The sequence below is a fragment of the Croceibacterium sp. TMG7-5b_MA50 genome (assembly GCF_039830145.1).
Lineage (GTDB): Bacteria > Pseudomonadota > Alphaproteobacteria > Sphingomonadales > Sphingomonadaceae > Croceibacterium.
The window spans coordinates 1,000,921-1,020,302 of record NZ_CP156082.1; the positions used below are offsets into that span (position 1 = coordinate 1,000,921).

Here is a 19,382-nt window from a genome sequence, read left to right on the forward strand (position 1 = left end):
CACTCCGGCATCAGCAAAGCTAAGGCGCGGCCCCATGTCCCAGATCACCCCTGCTGTCGTCGAGGCACATGGCCTCAGCCCCGAGGAATATGACCGCGTTCTCCACGCGCTCGGCCGCGAGCCGAACCTGGTCGAACTCGGCATCTTCTCCGTCATGTGGTCCGAACATTGCAGCTACAAGTCGAGCCGGCTGCACCTTAAGACATTGCCGACGCAAGCCCCGTGGGTGATCTGCGGCCCGGGCGAGAATGCCGGCGTGATCGACATCGGCGACGGACCCGATGGCACCAGGCTGGCCGCCATCTTCAAGATGGAGAGCCACAACCACCCCAGCTACATCGAACCGTACCAGGGTGCGGCGACGGGTGTGGGCGGCATCCTGCGCGACGTGTTCACCATGGGCGCACGGCCGGTGGCGAACATGAACGCGCTGCGGTTCGGCCGCCCCGACCATCCCAAGATGAAGCACCTGGTCAAGGGCGTGGTCGCGGGGATCGGCGGCTATGGCAATTGCGTGGGCGTGCCGACCGTCGGCGGGGAGACGAATTTCCACCCGGCATATGATGGCAACATCCTGGTCAACGCGATGACGGTGGGCGTCGCGGACCAGAGCCGGATCTTCTATTCCGCTGCGACCGGCGTGGGCAATCCGATCGTGTATGTCGGCAGCAAGACCGGGCGCGACGGCATCCACGGCGCCACCATGGCGTCGGCCGATTTCGGCGAGGACAGCGATGCCAAGCGCCCGACGGTGCAGGTGGGCGACCCGTTCACCGAAAAGCTTCTGATCGAGGCTTGTCTTGAACTGATGGCCACCGACGCGATCGTGGCCATCCAGGACATGGGCGCGGCCGGCCTCACCTCGTCCAGCGTGGAAATGGCGAGCAAGGGCGGCGCCGGCATCCGGCTGGACATGAACAAGGTGCCCTGCCGCGAAGAAGGCATGACGCCGTACGAGATGATGCTGAGCGAAAGCCAGGAGCGGATGCTCATGGTGCTGCAGCCCGGCAAGGAGCCGATGGCGGAAGCGATCTTCCGCAAGTGGGAGCTCGACTTCGCGGTGATCGGCGAAGTCACCGACACCGGCCACATGGTGCTCGAATTTGATGGCGAGGTGGTGTGCGACATCCCGCTCGCACCGCTCGCGGACGAGGCGCCGCTGTACGATCGTCCATCTGCTGAACTCGCCAAGCCTGCCCCTCTGGCCGACGCGCCCGATTGCGACGATCCTGGCGCCGACCTGCTGCGCCTGATGGGTGGCGCTGACCTCGCCAGCCGCAAGTGGATTTGGGAGCAGTACGACCACATGGTCGGCGCGGACACGGTGGCCGGTCCGGGCGGCGATGCGGCGCTGGTGCGGGTGCATGGCACGGCCAAGGCCCTCGCGCTGACGACCGACTGCACGCCTCGGTATTGCTTCGCCGACCCGTATGAAGGCGGCAAGCAGGCGGTGGCGGAGGCCTATCGCAACATCAGCGCCACCGGGGCCACCCCGCTTGCGATCACCAATTGCCTGAACTTCGCCAATCCGCAGCGGCCGGAGATCATGGCGCAGCTGACCGGCTGCATCTCCGGCATGGGCCAGGCCTGCCGTGTGCTCGACTTCCCGGTGGTGAGCGGCAACGTGTCGCTCTACAACGAGAGCAAGGCGACAGGTGGCGGCAGCGCCATCCTGCCGACACCCGCGATCGGCGGCGTCGGGCTGCTGGAGAATTACGAGCGCCGTGCATCCATCGCCTTCAAGGCACCGGGAGAGGCGATCTACCTCTTCGGGGCGGAATTCTGGGCGACGCCGAACCACGCTCGCGGCCATCTCGGCCAGTCGCTGTGGCTGCGGGAGCTGCACGGGCGGGAGGACGGCCCTGCCCCGCACGTCGACCTGACGCTGGAGAAGAACCAGGGCGAGTTCATCCGCGAACTGATCGCCGCCGGGCTGGTCAGCGCCGTTCACGACGTTGCCGATGGCGGGCTCGCCGTGGCACTCGCTGAGATGGCGCTGGCGGGTGACATGGGTGCGGATGTGCAGCAGCACCCCTCCTACACCGCTGCGGGCTGGTGGTTTGGTGAGGATCAGGGCCGCTACGTCGTCACGGTGCCCGACATGGACGCGTTCCAGCGGCAAATTGCCAAGGGCACGCGCAATGCCGACACCGCAAGCGCGGGTTTGGTTCGCATCGGCACGACCGGCGGCACCAACCTGCTTGGCATCGAGCTGTCGGCCCTTCGTTCCGCACACGAGGCCTTCTTCCGCGACTGGATGGAGGACTGACCCTGCCCGGCGCAGGCGTAGTCCTCCATCATCGTGTCATCAGCGCAGCGCGAAGCCGACACCGACCGCTGCGCCGGCCTGTCCCCGGCTTGTATAGGTCGCGGCCATGTTGATCCGGCGGCGTTCGGTACGGTGTGACAGGCCCAGAGCCATGGCGCTCTCACCCTGCCACAGACCTGCCCCGCCACCGATCGTCAGCTCGCCCTCGATCGACGGGATCTGTGCCATCGCCATGGCAGCCGCCGTACCCGCCTCCGCATCGCGGCGCAGATCATCCAGGTCGAAGGCGAATTCCTGCAGGCGCATGTCGGTGTAGGCGGCGGAGGTCGCCACCGACAGGTTCATGGCATTGCCGAGTTGCCCCACATTGACCGCATCGGTCAGCTCCACCCCGGCAGCGACGTTGCGCAACGTCACGGGGGCAGACGGCGGGAAATCGCCGGGATGGGTGAAGGTGACGACGTTGGCAGCGCTGTCATACTGGACCGCATTGCGCACGGCGCCGGCAGCACTCTGCGCGCTCGCTGCCGCAGCCGCGACAGCAACGTTGGTCGCGGCTAGCTGGCGGCCATTCACCGCCTGGGTCGAACCCGCGTCCACCGCGCCGTCCGCGACATTGGCCAGCGTCACGGGCGCACCAGCCGTTCCCCCGGCGAGTGTCACCGTGTCGCTTCGGTCGCCGGCTTCGGTCCGATCGTACTGCAACGAGTTGCCGGCGGTAGCGGCGACCGCCGCAAGCTGTCCGCCGTTCACCGCGTCAGTGGATCCGGCGGCCACCGATCCCGCGGCGACATTGTGCAACCCGACCGGCGTGCCGGCGCTCGCCCCCACCAGGGTCACATCGCTGCTCGGCACTCCCCCGTTGGAGACCGTCGGCGTGGCCGCATCGGCGTAGCGGACCGGCCCTGCGTTGGCATTGCCAGCCCCCGCCGCCAGCGCAGCGATGGCGACGGTGTTCGCCGCGACCTGCGCGTTAGTGGCGGCAAGCTGGCTGCCGTTCACGGCGTCGGTCGACCCCGCCGTCACGCTACCGGCGGCCAGGTTGCTGACCACGGTACCTGCGGCGCCCGCAAGAGTGGCCCGTTCGCGCAGCGCGCCGTCGTAAGTGATGCCTGTCGACGTCGCAGAGCCGACCTGCGCCGACAAGGCAGACAGCGCCTGACCCACATCCGTGAAGGTGGCGCCATTCAGGCTGTAGGACGGGCCGGTCAGTTCACCGGTGGTGCTGTTGTGGCTCGCGCCACCGCCCAGCGACATCGCCATTGCGGTACCCAGGTTCGCCGTCGCGCCGCGCAGCTGGGCAAGGTTCACGGCATCGGTTGCAACACTCCCCGCGGCGACACCGGTGATCTGCCGCTCGCCCAAGGGGAAGCTGCCGGGATTACCCGGATCGTCCAGCGTACGGGCGACCGCGATCTCCCCGGCGGAGGTCTGCGCGCCCGCCAATCCGAAAGCGGTGTAGCCGACCTGCGCACCTCGCGCCGCCAGCGCGCTCGCCCCCAGCGCAACGCTGCCGTCCACCAACACCTGCGATCCAATGCCCAGGGCCACGGCGCCGAAGCTGTTCGCCTGCGCGGCGGCGCCCAGCGCCACGGCGGCGATACCCGCGCTGGCACGTTCGCCCACTGCGGTGGCGAAAGCGGCAGCCTCGGCCGCAGTGCCAAGTGCCGTCGCCTTCTCTCCATCCGCGCTGGAGCCATTGCCGACGGCAAGTGTGTTGAGGCCGATCGCACGCGCCTCGTTGCCCACCGCCATGGCATACACCCCGTCGGTCCAGACATTGCTGCCGATGGCCATCGCCTCGTCACCATACGCATTGTTGTTGTAGCCCAGCGCGAGGGCGTGCAGCCCGCTGACCGTGTGCCTGTCGCCGATGGCGATCGCGTTCTGTCCGCCGACCGTGTTGAAGCTGCCGATCGCGATGGTTCCGATCCCGCTCGCCCGATTACGCTGTCCGATGCCGACCGAGCCGTCGCCTGCCACGATGTTCGTGTCGCCCAGGGCCAGCGCACCCGTCCCGGTCGCTTCATTGTCCCGGCCCATGGCAACTGCGCCATCGCCCATGGCGATGTTCGGGTCGCCGATCGCGACGGCACCGTCGCCCGCTGCACGGTTGAGATAGCCGATCACCACCGCCTTGCCGCTCTCCGCGACCGAGCCATCGCCGATCGCCACCGAGCCGTGGCTCCACGCCTCGGCCCCGCGGCCGACTGCCAGCGCACCCTCGGCCGCGGCGATCGCATGGGGGCCGATCGCCGTCGAATCACTCGCCAGAGCCTGTGAGTCGGCACCGACCGAGTTCGTGTTGAAGTAAGGATTGTCCTTGGCGACACCGCCCACCGTCAGGTTGCTCATGGACGTTTCGATCGCATTCACGACCGCCTGCACGTCGTCGAAGGATCGCCCATTGTACAGCAGTCCCCCGGCGAAGCTGCCACTGGTGGGATCGAAGGTACTCAGGGGGCTGAACAGCCCGGCGACCTGCCCTGCCAGGTTGAACATCTGTCCGCCATTCACCGCCTCGGTCGACCCGCCAAGCACGGCACCGGGTCTGATGTTGGCGATAACCGTGCCGGTGGCTCCGGCCAGGATCAGTCGATCGTGCGAACCGGCGTCATACTGAACGGCGACATTCGACAACGCGACCAGAGCGTCGCCTATGCTCGTGATCCGGTCGGCATGGATGGTCAGAGCCGCAGTGTTCCCGGCAACCCGGGGGTCGAGCGTAGCCAGCGCAGCCTGATGGGCGCTGACACGACCATCCAGCAAGGTGATGCTCGCGCTGTTGGCGGCAAGGCCAGCGTTGGTGACGAACAATTGCGCGCCCGTCACCGCACCGGTCGAATTGTCAGCTATCTCGGCGGCAGCCAGATTGTGCAGCGCCACTGGCCCACTGCCAGCACCTACCAGCGCCAGGTGCTGGGTCCGCGCACCGCCATTCGGCACAATCGGCGATCCTGGATCAGCGTAGCGTACGGGTCCCACTCCGCCGTTGGAGACCCGCAATGTCAATTCGTCGACCGCGTTGTTGGTGGCAAACAGCTGGCCGCCGTTCACTGCGTCGGTAGAGCCGGCGGCAAGAGCGCCAGCGGCAAGATTTGTGATCTGCGTGCCCTGCGCCCCCGCCAGCGTCGCCGTGTTCCGAGCCACACCATCATAGCGTAGCGCGACCGCATCGAGCGTCGCGAGTGCCGCGTTGCCGCCGGCGATCGCATCGGTGTTGTCGGCGACCTGCGCGTCGAGTGCATCGATGTCATGCGCCTGCGCGACCACGCGCACATCCAGGTCCGACAATGCCAGGCTGGTTGCGGTCATCCGCGTATCGAGCCCGTCGACGGCGGCAGCGTTCGCAGCAATAGCCTGATCCGTCGCAAACAATTGCGAGCCGTTGACCGCGTCACTCGAACCGGCTGCGACACTGCCGCTGGCGAGATTGGTGATCCGCGTCCCGCCGGTGCCGTACAGCGCGATCAGGTCCCGCTCGGCTCCGGCGTACCGAACGGCAACAGCATCTAGCGCCACGACCTGATCGCGAACACCTGCCACCTGTCCCACCGTCGCGGCGTCGCTGGCAGCGCTGCCAGCGGCCACGTTCGTGATCTGGCGCAACGCACCGGCAGCACCGACGGAGACCTCGCCAATGGAGAGCTGCGGCCCTGCCAGGCCTAGCGCTGCATAGCTGCCGGTCGCGCCACGGAGTGCCTGCGATCCGGCGCCAAGCGCGATGCTGTTGGCGGCCGTGGCCTGAGCATTCGCCCCGAGCGCGATGCTGGCAATCGCGCCGTTCGTTGCCTGCGCATTGTTGCCCAGGGCGATCGCATCAAGATGGTGCGCTCGCGACGGTGTCATTCCCGTGGCGCCAAGGCCACTGATGCGGTTGCCGCCGATGGCAATGCCCGCCGCCTCATCCAGCGTGATGCTGTCCGATGTTGCGACGCATTGGTCCGACGGCCCGACGATAGTGCCGTCACTGCCCAACACCTGCAGCGTGACTGGCTGTCCCGCCGCTGCGCTGGTCAGCAGGCCAGTGACGTTGAGGTTCGGCCGCAGGCCCAGCAAAGGACCGACCAGCGGCAAGGCGCCAACCACATTCAGAAGGCTGTTTACCGATGCTTCAAGTGGATTGGCGACGCCAGTGATCACGGGCGCGACGATGTTGGTCACGGCCGACGCAGGCAGGCTTACGCCGGCACAGGCGCTTACCAGACGATCGCCTGATTGCGCCCCGGATTGCGCCATTGCCGCCGGCGAGCCCAGCAGGGCAAGGCACGCTACTCCACTGCACGGGAACCCTATTGCACGGAAAGCGTTACGACGCAGGCTGTTGGTCAAATTCCCCTCCGATGACCATGAATGTTGGTTCATCACGGGTATAAGACGGCGATGAAGGCGTTCTTGCGCCGCACCACCCGTGAAAATTACAGATTTCATGGACTTTTTGCGTCCAAACCGGTTGGTCGGATGGCCTCAACCCCAGCGTCGGACTAATTCAGCGTTAACCCAAGCGATAAACTCCATAATTAACGTGATTGTTCGCGCCATGGTATGCGATCGCACATTGTCCATCTGGAACAATCTGTTAGGCCGGCGTCTTGAGGCCAACGGGGAATGAAGTGGCGGTAACAGTTCAGGGTGCGGTGCATGTGAGTTCCGCTGAATTCGTTCGCCATTTCGGCGGCTGGCAGGATCGGGTAAGCAGAAGTCCCATCGTCGTGACCCATCATGGGCGAGAGCGGCTGGTGGTGCTTTCGCCTGAACACTTCGCGCAGCTTGCGTTTGACGACGCGTCGCCGGAGCGGACGCCTTCAGGGTTCGTGGCACCTGCCGAACGCGGCGCCATGGAGATCGTGGCGGACAATCTCGAAGAATGCTTCTTGGCATTCGATCACGATCTGCGGGTCGTGCACGTCAATGCCATGGCCTGTTCTTACCTCAGGATGGGTCGTCATCAGCTGGAAGGGCGGGCGCTGGAGGAAACCGTGCCGCAATCCAGCGGATCGCTGGCGTGCATCAGCGTCGCCCGGGCGTTGGAAACCGGTCAGCCAGCGCAGTTGGAGGTTGAATCCCTGCTGTATCGCGGTCGGTGGCTGCGGGTGAAGACCTTCCCCTTCCCGACCGGGTCCGCCTGCCTGTTCCGTGACGTCACGGACGAGGTGGAGAGGCGCGATGCCATCGATGTTCAGCAAGCGACGCGGCAAGCGCTGCTGGCGCACGGCCTGGTCGGGCGATGCGTGCTGAGTGCGAGAGCGACCTTCCGGGAGGTCGATGCCGCTTTTGCCGCTCTGGTCGGCCTGGAACCGGCGGGTCTGCTGCGTGCGCCCTTCCGCGACATCTTCCCGATGGATTGCCGCGCCGTCGTACGGGAAAATGTGGAAGCCGTGCTGGAGGAAGGGGAGCCGTGCACGTTCGAAACCCGCATGCTGCATCGCGGACATGCGGGCCCCGAAGTCAGGCTCAGCCTGGCGCCGCTTGCAGGCATCGGGGACCGCGGCGTAGTGGTGATTGCCACCCGCCGGTAAACGAAGCCCGCGGCATGCCAGCAGCGCGCTTCACACGCGATGCCGCCCGTGGCACCCACCGCGGCATGGCGGGCAACAACGTGACCACCTCTGCTTCGGAACGGCTCCTGCCGCTCGACATCATGCGCGGGCTGGCGGTGCTCGGGATCTTTTCGGTCAACATCGTCGGCATGGCGATGATCGAGGAGGCGTATTTCTACCCCCCGGCCTTCGGCTTCGGCATGGTGGCCGATCGGGTCATGTGGGCCCTCAACTTCATCCTGGTGGATGGCAAGCTGCGGGCGCTGTTCTCCATCCTGTTCGGCGCATCGGTGGTGCTGGTGTGCGAACGGGCGGTGGCGGCCGGTCGGCAACCGTGGCGGGTGCACTATCCGCGCATGGCCGTGCTGCTATGTTTCGGCCTCCTGCACTTCTACCTGCTCCTTTGGGGTGACATCCTCGCCAATTATGCCCTGGTCGGCAGCATCGCTTTCTTCTGCTGGCGCCTCTCCGCCGAACGGCTGCTGGTCATGGCGATCATCGCGCTGGCGCTGCACAACGCCCCGGCCGTGGCCTATGCCGAGCAATTGCGGGTAGCACAGGTCATGGAGGCGCCAAACGCACCTGCCGATGATCGCAATCGCATTGCCCGATGGCGCGCTTCGCTGATCCCGCAACCGGCGGATCTGGCCGCTGCGAAGGCCGCCCATCGATCGGTCGCGGCGCATGCCCGCTACATGCTGCGGGAAGACCCATACCGCCCATTGCAGAGCGTCATCGGCTATGGCGTGGAAAGCCTCGGCCTGATGCTGCTGGGCATGGCGGCATATCGTTCGGGTTTCCTGACGGGCCGATGGACGCGCAGGCGCTACCTGCAGGTCGGTCTTGCCTGCGCTGGCGCCAGCCTGCTGTATTTCGGCATGGCGGCCGCCGCTATCCTGCGCGCCGGCTTCGATCCGTTCACCTATATGCCGCTGGCGCAATACTGGGCGGGGCCGATGCGTCCGATCGGCGCCATCGGCTACGCGGCCCTGGTGATCCTGCTTGTTCCCGTCGGCGGGGCGGTCGCCCGCCGGCTTGCGGCTGCGGGCAGGATGGCGTTCAGCAATTACCTCGGCGCGACGCTGCTGGGCGTCCTGCTGTTCAACGGTTTCGGGTTGCAACTCTACGGCACATTGTCCCGGGCAGAGGTGTGGCTGTTCGTGCCGCCGGTCTGGGCATTGATGCTGTGGTGGTCATCCTGGTGGTTGGCGCGTTTCCGCCATGGTCCGCTGGAATGGGTCTGGCGCAGCCTGGCGCGGTGGCGTTTCGAGCCATTGCGGCAGGCGGAAAGGGCGAGCGATGGCTGACCGGATATTGATCTTCTACGGCTCCTACCGGCGTGATCGGCAGGGCATTCGGCTGGCGGAATGGCTGGTGCGCGCCTTTGCCGCACGTAGGGCCGCGGCCGAACTGATCGACGCGCAGGCTGTCGGGCTGCCCATGCTCGACCGTATGTACAAGGAATACCCTGCTGGGGAGGCGCCGCCCACGCTGGAAGCGCTGGCCGGCAAGATCAAGGGCGCCGATGCCTTCGTGTTCGTCGCGGGCGAATACAATTGGGGTGTGCAGCCCGGCCTCAAGAACCTGACCGACCATTTCCTTGAAGAATGGTTCTGGCGCCCGGCGGCGATCGCCAGCTATTCGGCCGGGCGCCTTGCCGGTGCGAGAGCAGGCCTGGCCTGGCATGGCACCTTGTCCGAAATGGGCATGGTGGTCGTTTCCAGCACGCTGGCCGTCGGCGGGATCGGTCAGGCGATCAATGCCGATGGCGAACCTGTTGGCGATGGCGGAGCGGCACTCACGCGCTCCTTTCCACGCTTCGCGGACGATCTGGCATGGTGGACGCAGGCTGCACGGTCGCAGCGGGAGACAACACCCCCGCCCTACTGATCGCTACCCGGCGACCCATTCATGCTCGGGTATGCCCATCAGCTTCAGCAGGGCCGTGAGCTCGCCCCGTTCCACCCACCCGTTCGCCGCCTCACGGGCGGCCGGCTTTGCCCGATATGCGATGCCGTAGGTCGCGGTACGCAGCATGGGTATGTCGTTGGCGCCGTCGCCGGCCGCCATGGAAACGGCCTGCTCGCCCAGCAGCGACAGTTCCTCCCGCAATGTCCGCTCCTTGCTGGCGGCGTCGGCGATCGGGCCGGCCAGCTTTCCGTCCAGCCGGCCTTCGGCCACGGACAACCGGTTGCCGACGACCCGGTCGAAGCCGAGCTGTTCCGCCACATGGTCAGCGAAGTGGTGGAAACCGCCGGTCACCAGCACCGTACGGCAGCCACGATGGCGAAGGGTGGCCACCAGCACACGGGCACCCGGGACGGGATGGATGCGGGTGTCGAGGCAGGTGCCGATCGCTGTCTCCTCGAGCCCGGCCAGCAGGCCGACCCGCTCGTGCAGCGCGGCGGCGAAGTCCAGTTCGCCCTGCATGGCACGTTCGGTGATTGCGGCGACCTGGTCCTTCAACCCGGCGAAGTCGGCCAGCTCGTCGATACACTCCTGACCGATCATGGTGCTGTCCATGTCGGACACGAACAGATCGGGGACGCGGATCTCCTCGCGCGCGATGATGGCGTCACTCGGATCGAAATGGTCGCGGATCACCGTTTTTAACGTCGGCAGGTCATTGCCCGGCAGCATCAGCTCCAGCACGTCGCTCCAATGGTCCAGCAGGCTGGCGCCGGCGAGCGCCAGGCCCTTGTCGGCCAGCGCCGCCGCTGCGGCATCGAGGCGCCTGTCGAGTGTGGCAGGGTCTGCTATGAGCCGGGCAATGAGCAAGAAAATGTCTCCGGGTGCGCGAAAGGTGGCGCTCATCGCAGGGCCGACCGCCAGCGGCAAGAGCGATCTGGCCGTGCGACTGGCCCTGGCGGTGGAGCCGGCCGGGTGCCCTGCCCGCGTGATCAACGCTGACAGCGCGCAGGTCTACCGCGACCTTGCGGTGCTGAGCGCGCGGCCGACCACGGCGGAGATGCAGGGGGTCGATCATCGTCTGTTCGGCGCGTGGGATGGCGCGGACGCCTGCTCGGCGGCGGACTGGGCTGAGGCGGCCAAGCAGGAAATTGCCGCGGCGCACGCCGATGGTGCGCTCCCGATCCTGGTGGGCGGCACAGGTCTGTACCTGCGCACCCTGCTTGACGGCATTGCCCCTGTTCCGGCGATTGACCCGGAAGTGCGGGCCGCGGTGCGGGCGATGCCCCCTGCCGGCGCTTACGCCGCCTTGCAGCAGGAGGATGCCGACCGCGCGGCGCTGCTCAATGCGGGTGACAGTCAACGGGTGGCAAGAGCGCTGGAGGTGGTGCGTTCGACCGGCCGGCCACTCGGCTGGTGGCAGAAGCGGCGCGAGGGCGGCATCGCCGGCGAAGTGGAGCTGCACCCTCTGGTGCTGCTACCCGAACGCGCATGGCTGTACGAACGCTGTGACCGGCGCTTCGCACAGATGATGGAAGCCGGGGCGGCGGAGGAGGTCGCCGCCCTGCTGGATCGCAACCTGCCCGGGGACCTGCCGGTCATGCGCGCGATCGGCGTGGCGGAGGTCGCCGGCTGGTTGCGCGGCCATTTGGACCGGGAGACCGCGATCGCGCAGGGTCAGCAGGCGACACGTCGCTACGCCAAGCGGCAATATACGTGGTTCAGGCACCAGCCGCCTGCCTGCTGGCCCCGGATCGACTGTTCACCGGCGTACGAACAGCATGAGTTCACAACAATGTTGCGCACTTTGCGGTTGACATGACATTTTGTGTCTCATAGTGGGAGCCGACTTCGGGGCGGATAGCCCTGTTCCCCATGCAGACAAGGGACTGGAACGGTGACGCAGGAACGCAGCGGGGCTGCGATATTGATCGAAAGCCTGGTTCGGCAGGGCGTGGAGTTCGTCTTCGGATATCCCGGCGGCGCGGTGCTGCCGATCTATGACGAGCTGTTCAGCGACACCCGGCTGCGCCACATCCTGGTGCGGCACGAGGCCGGCGCAGCCCATGCGGCGGAAGGCTATGCCCGCTCAACCGGCAAGCCCGGCGTGGTGCTGGTCACGAGCGGCCCGGGTGCGACCAACGCGATCACCGGCATCGCCGACGCCTATCTCGATTCCATTCCGCTGGTGGTCATCACCGGGCAGGTCGCCACCAACCTGATCGGCACCGACGCCTTTCAGGAGGCGGATACGATCGGCCTGACGCGCCATTGCACGAAGCACAATTACCTCGTCCGCGACCCGGCGGACCTCGCCCGCACGATTGAGGAGGCGTTCACCATCGCCACGTCGGGTCGACCCGGCCCGGTCGTGATCGACATCCCCAAGAACGTGCAGGTCGCCACCGCCCCGCTGACCGATCCGCGCCCGCGTCGCCAGCGCCGGTACGACCCACGCACCGTCGCCGCGCCGGAGGAGATTGCCGAGGCGCTGGAGCTGATCGCCAATGCGGAACGCCCGGTGTTCTATACCGGCGGCGGCATCGTCAACAGCGGCCCCGCCGCCAGCGCCGCATTGCGCCGCTTGCAGGCGCTGACCGGCGCGCCGGTGACCTCCACCCTGATGGGCCTGGGCGCCTTCCCGGCGGAGCATCCGGACTGGCTCGGCATGCTGGGCATGCACGGCACGCTGGAAGCCAATATGGCGATGAACGAATGCGACGTGATGGTCTGCATCGGCGCGCGGTTCGACGATCGCGTGACCGGCCGGCTGGACGCCTTCAGCCCGCATTCGACCAAGATCCACATCGATATCGATCGCGCCAGCATCAACAAGGTCGTTCCGGTCGACCTCGGCATCGTGGGCGATTGCGGCACGGTGATGGACCAGCTCATCGCCGCCTGGGGCGAACGGCGCGGACGGGACCTGGGCGAATGGAAGGCGCGCATCGCCGGCTGGAAGGCACGCGATTGCCTCGCCTTCCCGCACCGCAAGGACGCGCTGATGCCGCAACTGGCCGTACAGCGGCTGTACGACCTGACGCATGAGCGCGCGCCGATCATCACCACGGAGGTCGGCCAGCACCAGATGTGGGCCGCGCAATATTTCGGCTTCCAGAACCCGAACAAGTGGCTGACCAGCGGCGGCCTCGGCACCATGGGTTATGGCCTGCCCGCCGCCATCGGCGCGCAGTTGGGCAACCCCGATGCGCTGGTGATCGACATCGCGGGCGAGGCCAGCATCCAGATGAACATCCAGGAACTGGCCACTGCCAGCCAGTACCGCCTGCCGGTGAAGATCTTCATCCTGAACAACGAATATATGGGCATGGTCCGCCAGTGGCAGGAGCTGACCTATGAAAGCCGCTATTCCAACAGCTATTCCGACAGCCTGCCCGATTTTGTGAAGCTGGCGGAGGCCTACGGCTGGAAGGGCGTGCGCATCACCGGAGAGGCAGAGCTGGACGCCGGCATCGGCGCGATGCTGGACCATGACGGTCCGGTGATCGTGGACTGCCTGGTCAGCAAGGATGCGAACTGCTTCCCCATGATCCCCAGCGGCGCCGCGCATACCGAGATGCTGCTGAACGGCGACGTCCACGCCGGCACCATGGCCGATGACGCCAAGGCGCTGGTGTGACCGCCCTCCTCCCGATCGCAGGACCAGACATGAAGATCCAGCACCGCCAGGCGGAGCGGCACGTGTTGACGGTGATCGTCGACAACGAGGCCGGCATCCTCGCCAAGATCGCCGGCCTGTTCACCGCGCGCGGCTACAACATCGACAGCCTGACCGTGGCCGACATCACGGAAGACCACACGACCAGCCGCATCACCATCGTCACCAACGGTCCGCCGCCAGTGATCGACCAGATCATCGCGCAGCTTGAACGGCTGGTGCCGGTGCACAAGGTGGTCGACCTGACGGACGAAGGCCCGCATGTGGAGCGCGAGCTGGCGCTGGTGAAGGTCGCCGGTCAGGGGGATCACCGGGTGGAGGCGCTGCGCCTCGCCGACGTGTTCCGTGCCAAGGTGGTCGACACCACCACCAGCAGCTTCGTGTTCGAACTCACCGGCGCGCCCGAGAAGATCGACCGCTTCGTCGCCCTGATGCGCGAGCTTGGGCTGGTCGAGGTCGGGCGCACCGGCATCGTCGGCATGATGCGCGGCGCGCAGGGTATCTGATTTAACACCAACGCTAATGATGGCCCGCGACAGGGGGCCGGCGGGCGCATGCCCGATGACAAGGAAAGTACGATGAAGGTCTATTACGACGCCGACGCCGATCTCAACCTCCTCACGGACAAGAAGATCGCGATCCTGGGTTATGGCAGCCAGGGCCACGCCCATGCGCAGAACCTGCGCGACAGCGGCATCAAGAACGTGGCGATCGCGCTGCGTCCCGGCTCGGCATCCGCCAAGAAGGCGGAAGGGGCCGGCTTCCAGGTCATGAGCAACCAGGACGCCGCCGGCTGGGCCGACATCCTGATGATCCTGGCCCCGGACGAGCACCAGGCCAAGATCTGGGCCGACGACCTGAAGGGTCGCCTGCGTCCCGGCGCCGCCCTCGCCTTCGCCCACGGCCTGAACGTCCATTTCGGCCTGATCGAGCCTGACGAGGGCATCGACGTCATCATGATCGCCCCCAAGGGCCCAGGCCACACCGTGCGCGGCGAATACAAGAAAGGCGGCGGCGTGCCCTGCCTCATCGCGGTGCATCAGGACGCCAGCGGCAACGCGCACGACATCGCGCTGGCCTATGCCAGCGGCGTCGGCGGTGGCCGGTCGGGCATCATCCAGACCGATTTCAAGGAAGAGTGCGAGACCGACCTGTTCGGTGAGCAGGCAGTGCTGTGCGGCGGCCTAACCGCCCTCATCAATGCCGGGTTCGAAACGCTGGTGGAGGCGGGCTACGCCCCCGAGATGGCGTATTTCGAATGCCTGCACGAAATGAAGCTGATCGTGGACCTGATGTATGAAGGCGGCATCGCCAACATGCGCTATTCGATCAGCAACACCGCCGAGTATGGCGACATCCACACCGGCCCGCGCCTGATCACCGAAGAGACCAAGGCGGAGATGAAGCGCGTTCTGGCCGACATTCAGCAGGGCCGCTTCGTGCAGCGCTTCATGCTGGACAACGCCGCCGGCAACCCGGAACTGAAGGCCAGCCGCAAGCTGCAGGCGCAGCACCCGATCGAACGCACGGGCGAGCAGCTGCGCGCCATGATGCCGTGGATCGGCGCCAACAAGCTGGTGGACAAGGAACAGAACTGATCGCGTGATCGCTGCCTCGCCCGGATGGGCGAGGCAGCCTTTCCTGCCGGTTACACCTTTGTGCCTTCTTGAGCGTTGCCGGACAGGGCGCCACCTTGCGCTCTGCCAAGCACCACAAGGGGAGCCAATCGCAATGCGCAAGATCATCCTGAGCACCATCGCCGTCGCCACGCTCAGCACCGGGGCCATCGCCGGCCTGCAGGCGCAGGACGCGCCGGCCCTGCCCGGCCAGATGGATGCCAGCCGCGTCACCGCGGGCACCTACACCGCCGACAGCAATCACTCGCTGATCGGCTGGCGGGTCAATCACTTCGGCTTCAACGATTACTTCGGCATCTTCGGCGACGTCGCCGGAACGCTGACGATCGATCCGGCGAACCTTGCCGCTGCAAAGGTCGATGTGACGGTGCCGATCGCCAACGTCACCACCGCCAGCGACGGGCTGACCGGCCACCTGCTGCGCCCCGGCAAGGATGGCGGCAAGCCGGACTTCTTCGGGGCGGAGCCGGCCCCGGCCCGCTTCGTGTCCACCAGCGTTCAGCCCACGGGCGAAACCGCGGCCACCATCACCGGCGATCTGACCATGAATGGCGTGACCCGCCCGGTGACCATCGCCGCCCAGTTCACCGGCGCCGGGGCCAACCCGATGAGCCAGGCGCTGACCGCCGGTTTCGAAGGCACCACAACCATCCGCCGCAGCGAGTTCGGCATTGCCGGCGCGCTGCCGGTCGTGTCCGACGAAGTCGAACTCGACATCACGATCGCGTTCGAAAAGCAGTAATGCCGTGTCCGGGCAGGGTGGACAGCCCCACCCTGCCCGCCTATCAGCCCCGGTCATGACCGCCCGCGATCTGCTATCGCTGCTTCGACTAACGCGCCCTTAGGCGCGTCACGGTCCGCGCGCCCTTGTTACCGGCGCGGACCATTCGCCTAAGGGCCTGCATCACCTGCACAGTCGAACAGCCCTGCCGTTCATGCGGGGCAACGCGAAGGCAAGCAAAGCCATGACCATGCTGAAGGAACCGGGCCGCAAGTACAGGCCCTTCCCCCCCATTGATCTGCCCGACCGGCAATGGCCGACCCGTACCATCATCCATCCGCCGCGCTGGCTGTCCACCGATCTGCGCGACGGCAACCAGTCGATCATCGACCCGATGGACGCGGTGAAGAAGAACCGCTTCTTCGACCTGCTGGTGGAGGTCGGCGTGAAGGAGATCGAGGTCGGCTTCCCCAGCGCGGGCGCGACCGAGTTCGACTTCATCAGCGATCTTGTCCGGTCCGGCCGCGTGCCCGACGACGTGACGATCCAGGTGTTGACCCAGTCGCGTGAGGACCTGATCCGCCGCAGCTTCGAAAGCCTGGAGGGCAGCCCCCGCGCCATCGTCCACCTCTACAACGCGGTCAGCCCCGCGTGGCGGGAGATCGTATTCCGCATGACCCGGGAGGAGGTGAAGCAAATCGCCATCGCCGGGGCGCGGCACCTGGCTGACGAGGCGGCAAGGCGCCCCGGCACGGACTGGCAGTTCGAATATTCGCCGGAGACGTTCTCCACCGCGGAACTCGATTTCAGCATTGAGGTCTGCGCCGCGGTGATGGACGTGTTGCAGCCGACGGCGGAACGACCGCTCATCCTGAACCTGCCCGCGACGGTGGAGGCTGCGACGCCCAACGTCTATGCCGATCAGATCGAATATTTCTGCCGCCACCTGCCTAACCGGGAAGCCGCGGTGATCAGCCTGCACACGCACAACGATCGCGGGACCGGCGTCGCCGCGGCGGAGCTGGGCCTGATGGCCGGTGCCGACCGGATCGAGGGTTGCCTGTTCGGCAATGGGGAGCGGACCGGCAATTGCTGCCTCGTGACCGTGGCGCTCAACATGTACACGCAGGGAATCGACCCCGGCCTCGACTTCTCCGACATCGACCGGGTGATCGAAACGGTGGAGTACTGCAACCAGTTGCCCGTGCATCCCCGGCATCCCTATGGCGGCGAACTGGTGTTCACCGCTTTTTCCGGCAGCCATCAGGACGCGATCAAGAAGGGGTTCGAGGCGCAAGGTGCGCGCAATGACGATCTGTGGCGGGTGCCCTATCTGCCGATCGACCCCGCCGATCTCGGCCGCAATTACGAGGCGGTGATCCGGGTGAACTCGCAATCCGGCAAGGGCGGTTTCGCCTGGGTGCTGGAACAGGGCCAGGGGCTGAAGCTGCCAAAGCGGCTCCAGGCCGATTTCAGCCGCCATGTGCAGCGCATGGCGGACGAACTGGGCCGGGAACTGAACGGCGCCGACATCTGGGACGCATTCCGTGCGGCCTACTACCTGGAGGCCGCGCCGACCTTCGATCTGGTGGATTACGAGGAAACCCGCGCAACCGACGGGACGCGCCTGTTTGCCGGCACGATCACCGTCGGCGGCCAGACGCAGAAGGTCAGCGGCCGGGGCAAGGGGCTGGTTTCCAGCGTGCTCGCCACCCTGCGACAGACCTTCGGGCTGGAACTGGAGGTGCTCGATTATACCGAGCATGCGCTGGCCAAGGGTACGGATGCCCGTGCCGCGGCCTATCTGGAATGCGCCTTACCTGATGGCGCCATCGTGTGGGGTGTGGGCGTAGACGAGGATGTCGCCACCGCCAGCGTGCGCGCGATCCTGTCGGCGGCGAACGGCGCGGTCGCTCGCCGGGCCTGAGGACCGACACGCAGCCGGATCAGGCGGTAAGGTTTGGTGGCATGACAAACCACTTTCCTACAGCCTGATCCTGTGGCCCAAGCGGTCCATGCATTGCCGGGTGACCGTCATCGGTCAGCCTGCAATGCAGCACCGGCTAACGGTGACATTAACAATCGCGGGAGGTGTCAACTTAGTGTCAACTTCCGATCCACGCAGGCCCATCGTGGCGATGGATCGCCTCGCTTTGCTCGCCGGATCCTAGCCGAAGATCCAGTCGATCAACGCCCGGTCATCTACCTGGCGGAGCGGCGCGGGCTCGCCCAGCGGCGGATGCGGTTCGCCCGCCATGATCAGCACCTCCGCGGGCAGGCCCGGCTCCGTGCTGTTCCACAAGGCTTCCGCCATCGCGTCCAGCACGGTGAAGTCGACCGCGTCTCCCAGACGATCGCTGCGGTTCAGCTTGATGCGGGTGCGGTCCTCCGCCAGCAGACGCCGCCGAAGCGCGCGTTGCAGTAGGTCGATGCGCATGATCGCCTGGTCTAACGCGATCTCGGGGGCGCGGGGCCGCAGGCGTGACCAGTCCGCCTCGATCTGCCCCATGCGCTCGGCGACCATGCTGTTGTAATCGGGGTGCGGCCCACGGTGCAGCGGCATGCGGGTCGCCTGCGCGGTCTGGTCGGTGGCGGGCAACAGCAGCCCGTTGCTGCGGAAATCGTCGAAGCCGATGCGGTCACGCCCGATCTCGTCGAACAGCCTGCCGCAACTGTTCCGGTTCAGCAATTGCCGGGGCAGCAGGTGATGCCGCTGCATGCCGGCGCGATAGCCGGGCTGCCCCGGGTTGTTGACCGCGCGAAATGGAAGCTTGGGCCGCACCAATGCGGCGTTGCGGGCGACCGACCGCCGATTTGGCGGCCCGGTCGATTTCATCCCCGTGATGCGCTCACGAACCGTCCGCTGGTTGATGGGTCAAGGATCAGCGGCTCTCCGCCAGGACCGGCCAACGTCACAGTCTGTTCCAGCCGGCCATTCTCCACCAGCCAGTGCAGGATGCGCAAAGCCAGCCGTGCACCCGCCGCCCGGTCCGTGACCAGGCGCGGATCCAGCCGCAGCTCCTGCCCGGTGAACAGGCTCAGCCCCTCGCTCTGCAACCCGCCCTCCGGCGTGGGCGCAAGCGCGGTAAGACCAAGGCCGGGGAACGGGCCACCTTCGGCCCAGCGGATCACGGACTCGCTGAAATGGCGCGGGCTGCACCAGGTACGCGCGGAATGCCACGCCACCGCCTGCACGAACGGCATCTGCGCCAGGCGGGCCATCAGCCAGGCCATGCCACGCACCACCGGCAGCATGGTGCCGCCGGCGCGCAGATGCGGGCCGGGCCGCAGTGTCACCGCCTCCAGCATGGCCGGGGTGAAATCGGCAGGCAGACCATACATGTGGCCAAGCGGCGGCATCGGCTCGGGCTCTCCCGGCCGCAAACCCTCCAGGTCGAAGGTGAGACCGTTCGCCAGCAGTTCGACCCAGCGCAGCACCTCGGGATCGTCCGATCCATCGTCTGACGGGTCGAGACTGATTGTATAGCCGCCATCCAGCCGCGCAGCCGCGCGCACGTCGGCCACGGTGGGCCGCCGACCGGGCGCGAAAACGAGCGAAGCTGCCGTTAACATGCTCGCAGCGTCTGGATGCACCCCGCCGGTGATCTGCCGTCCCCCCTCTAGTGAG

The 19,382-nt window shown here is 66.6% G+C and carries 14 protein-coding genes; 10 read left to right on the top strand and 4 right to left on the bottom strand.

Translation table 11 applies throughout. The features are described 5' to 3' along the window. Positions 1–34: 34 nt before the first annotated feature. Positions 35–2,269, top strand: coding sequence for a phosphoribosylformylglycinamidine synthase subunit PurL (purL, locus tag V5740_RS04995; protein ID WP_347303976.1), 2,235 nt, complete (start codon positions 35–37; stop codon positions 2,267–2,269). 39 nt (positions 2,270–2,308) lie between these two features. Here purL and V5740_RS05000 read toward each other — a convergent pair whose 3' ends face one another. Next, on the bottom strand, positions 2,309–6,508 hold the full coding sequence (locus V5740_RS05000) for a YadA-like family protein (protein ID WP_347303977.1): 4,200 nt from the start codon (positions 6,506–6,508) through the stop codon (positions 2,309–2,311). 404 nt (positions 6,509–6,912) lie between these two features. On the opposite strand from V5740_RS05000, the gene V5740_RS05005 reads away from it, so the two are divergent. The 3 genes from V5740_RS05005 to V5740_RS05015 are packed head-to-tail and all read left to right on the top strand — an operon-like array spanning position 6,913 to position 9,699. Then, a complete protein-coding gene (locus tag V5740_RS05005) occupies positions 6,913–7,788 on the top strand; it encodes a PAS domain-containing protein (RefSeq protein ID WP_347303978.1) in 876 nt (291 codons plus the stop codon). 14 nt (positions 7,789–7,802) lie between these two features. Beyond that, entirely contained in the window at positions 7,803–9,116 is a 1,314-nt protein-coding gene (locus V5740_RS05010) for a DUF418 domain-containing protein (RefSeq protein WP_347303979.1), read from the top strand. Further along, on the top strand, positions 9,109–9,699 hold the full coding sequence (locus tag V5740_RS05015) for an NADPH-dependent FMN reductase (RefSeq protein WP_347303980.1): 591 nt from the start codon (positions 9,109–9,111) through the stop codon (positions 9,697–9,699). The genes V5740_RS05010 and V5740_RS05015 overlap by 8 nt, the downstream gene beginning before the upstream one ends. A 3-nt stretch (positions 9,700–9,702) precedes the next feature. On the opposite strand, the gene serB is transcribed toward V5740_RS05015, so the two are convergent. Then, on the bottom strand, positions 9,703–10,587 hold the full coding sequence (gene serB / locus V5740_RS05020) for a phosphoserine phosphatase SerB (protein WP_347303981.1): 885 nt from the start codon (positions 10,585–10,587) through the stop codon (positions 9,703–9,705). Positions 10,588–10,591: 4 nt separating this feature from the next. Between serB and miaA the strand changes: the two genes are divergently transcribed. From miaA to leuA, 6 genes are all read left to right on the top strand, one after another. Continuing rightward, a complete protein-coding gene (gene miaA / locus V5740_RS05025) occupies positions 10,592–11,539 on the top strand; it encodes a tRNA (adenosine(37)-N6)-dimethylallyltransferase MiaA (protein WP_347304448.1) in 948 nt (315 codons plus the stop codon). Positions 11,540–11,614: 75 nt separating this feature from the next. Beyond that, positions 11,615–13,357, top strand: a complete 1,743-nt coding sequence (ilvB, locus tag V5740_RS05030; RefSeq protein WP_347303982.1) for a biosynthetic-type acetolactate synthase large subunit — start codon at positions 11,615–11,617, stop codon at positions 13,355–13,357. Positions 13,358–13,386: 29 nt separating this feature from the next. After that, entirely contained in the window at positions 13,387–13,902 is a 516-nt protein-coding gene (gene ilvN / locus V5740_RS05035; RefSeq protein WP_347303983.1) for an acetolactate synthase small subunit, read from the top strand. Between the two features lie 72 nt (positions 13,903–13,974). Continuing rightward, entirely contained in the window at positions 13,975–14,994 is a 1,020-nt protein-coding gene (ilvC, locus tag V5740_RS05040; RefSeq protein WP_347304449.1) for a ketol-acid reductoisomerase, read from the top strand. A gap of 133 nt (positions 14,995–15,127) precedes the next feature. Next, positions 15,128–15,775, top strand: coding sequence for a YceI family protein (locus V5740_RS05045; RefSeq protein ID WP_347303984.1), 648 nt, complete (start codon positions 15,128–15,130; stop codon positions 15,773–15,775). A 223-nt stretch (positions 15,776–15,998) separates the two neighbouring features. Then, entirely contained in the window at positions 15,999–17,681 is a 1,683-nt protein-coding gene (gene leuA / locus V5740_RS05050) for a 2-isopropylmalate synthase (protein WP_347303985.1), read from the top strand. A gap of 240 nt (positions 17,682–17,921) precedes the next feature. Here the strand turns inward: leuA and V5740_RS05055 are convergent, their stop codons facing one another. Then, a complete protein-coding gene (locus V5740_RS05055; protein ID WP_347303986.1) occupies positions 17,922–18,536 on the bottom strand; it encodes an AHH domain-containing protein in 615 nt (204 codons plus the stop codon). Positions 18,537–18,586: 50 nt separating this feature from the next. Then, positions 18,587–19,279 carry a hypothetical protein gene (locus V5740_RS05060; protein WP_347303987.1) on the bottom strand — a complete coding sequence of 231 codons (693 nt, stop codon included), beginning with the start codon at positions 19,277–19,279 and terminating at the stop codon, positions 18,587–18,589. Between the last annotated feature and the right edge of the window lie 103 nt (positions 19,280–19,382).

Bases quoted from the DNA above. Each gene is read 5' to 3' on its own strand.
- V5740_RS05000 (WP_347303977.1), bottom strand. From the start codon at position 6,508: ATGGCGCAATCCGGGGCGCAATCAGGCGATCGTCTGGTAAGCGCCTGT.
- ilvN (WP_347303983.1), top strand. From the start codon at position 13,387: ATGAAGATCCAGCACCGCCAGGCGGAGCGGCACGTGTTGACGGTGATC.
- V5740_RS05010 (WP_347303979.1), top strand. From the start codon at position 7,803: ATGCCAGCAGCGCGCTTCACACGCGATGCCGCCCGTGGCACCCACCGC.
- leuA (WP_347303985.1), top strand. From the start codon at position 15,999: ATGACCATGCTGAAGGAACCGGGCCGCAAGTACAGGCCCTTCCCCCCC.
- ilvC (WP_347304449.1), top strand. From the start codon at position 13,975: ATGAAGGTCTATTACGACGCCGACGCCGATCTCAACCTCCTCACGGAC.
- V5740_RS05045 (WP_347303984.1), top strand. From the start codon at position 15,128: ATGCGCAAGATCATCCTGAGCACCATCGCCGTCGCCACGCTCAGCACC.
- purL (WP_347303976.1), top strand. From the start codon at position 35: ATGTCCCAGATCACCCCTGCTGTCGTCGAGGCACATGGCCTCAGCCCC.
- miaA (WP_347304448.1), top strand. From the start codon at position 10,592: ATGTCTCCGGGTGCGCGAAAGGTGGCGCTCATCGCAGGGCCGACCGCC.
- V5740_RS05015 (WP_347303980.1), top strand. From the start codon at position 9,109: ATGGCTGACCGGATATTGATCTTCTACGGCTCCTACCGGCGTGATCGG.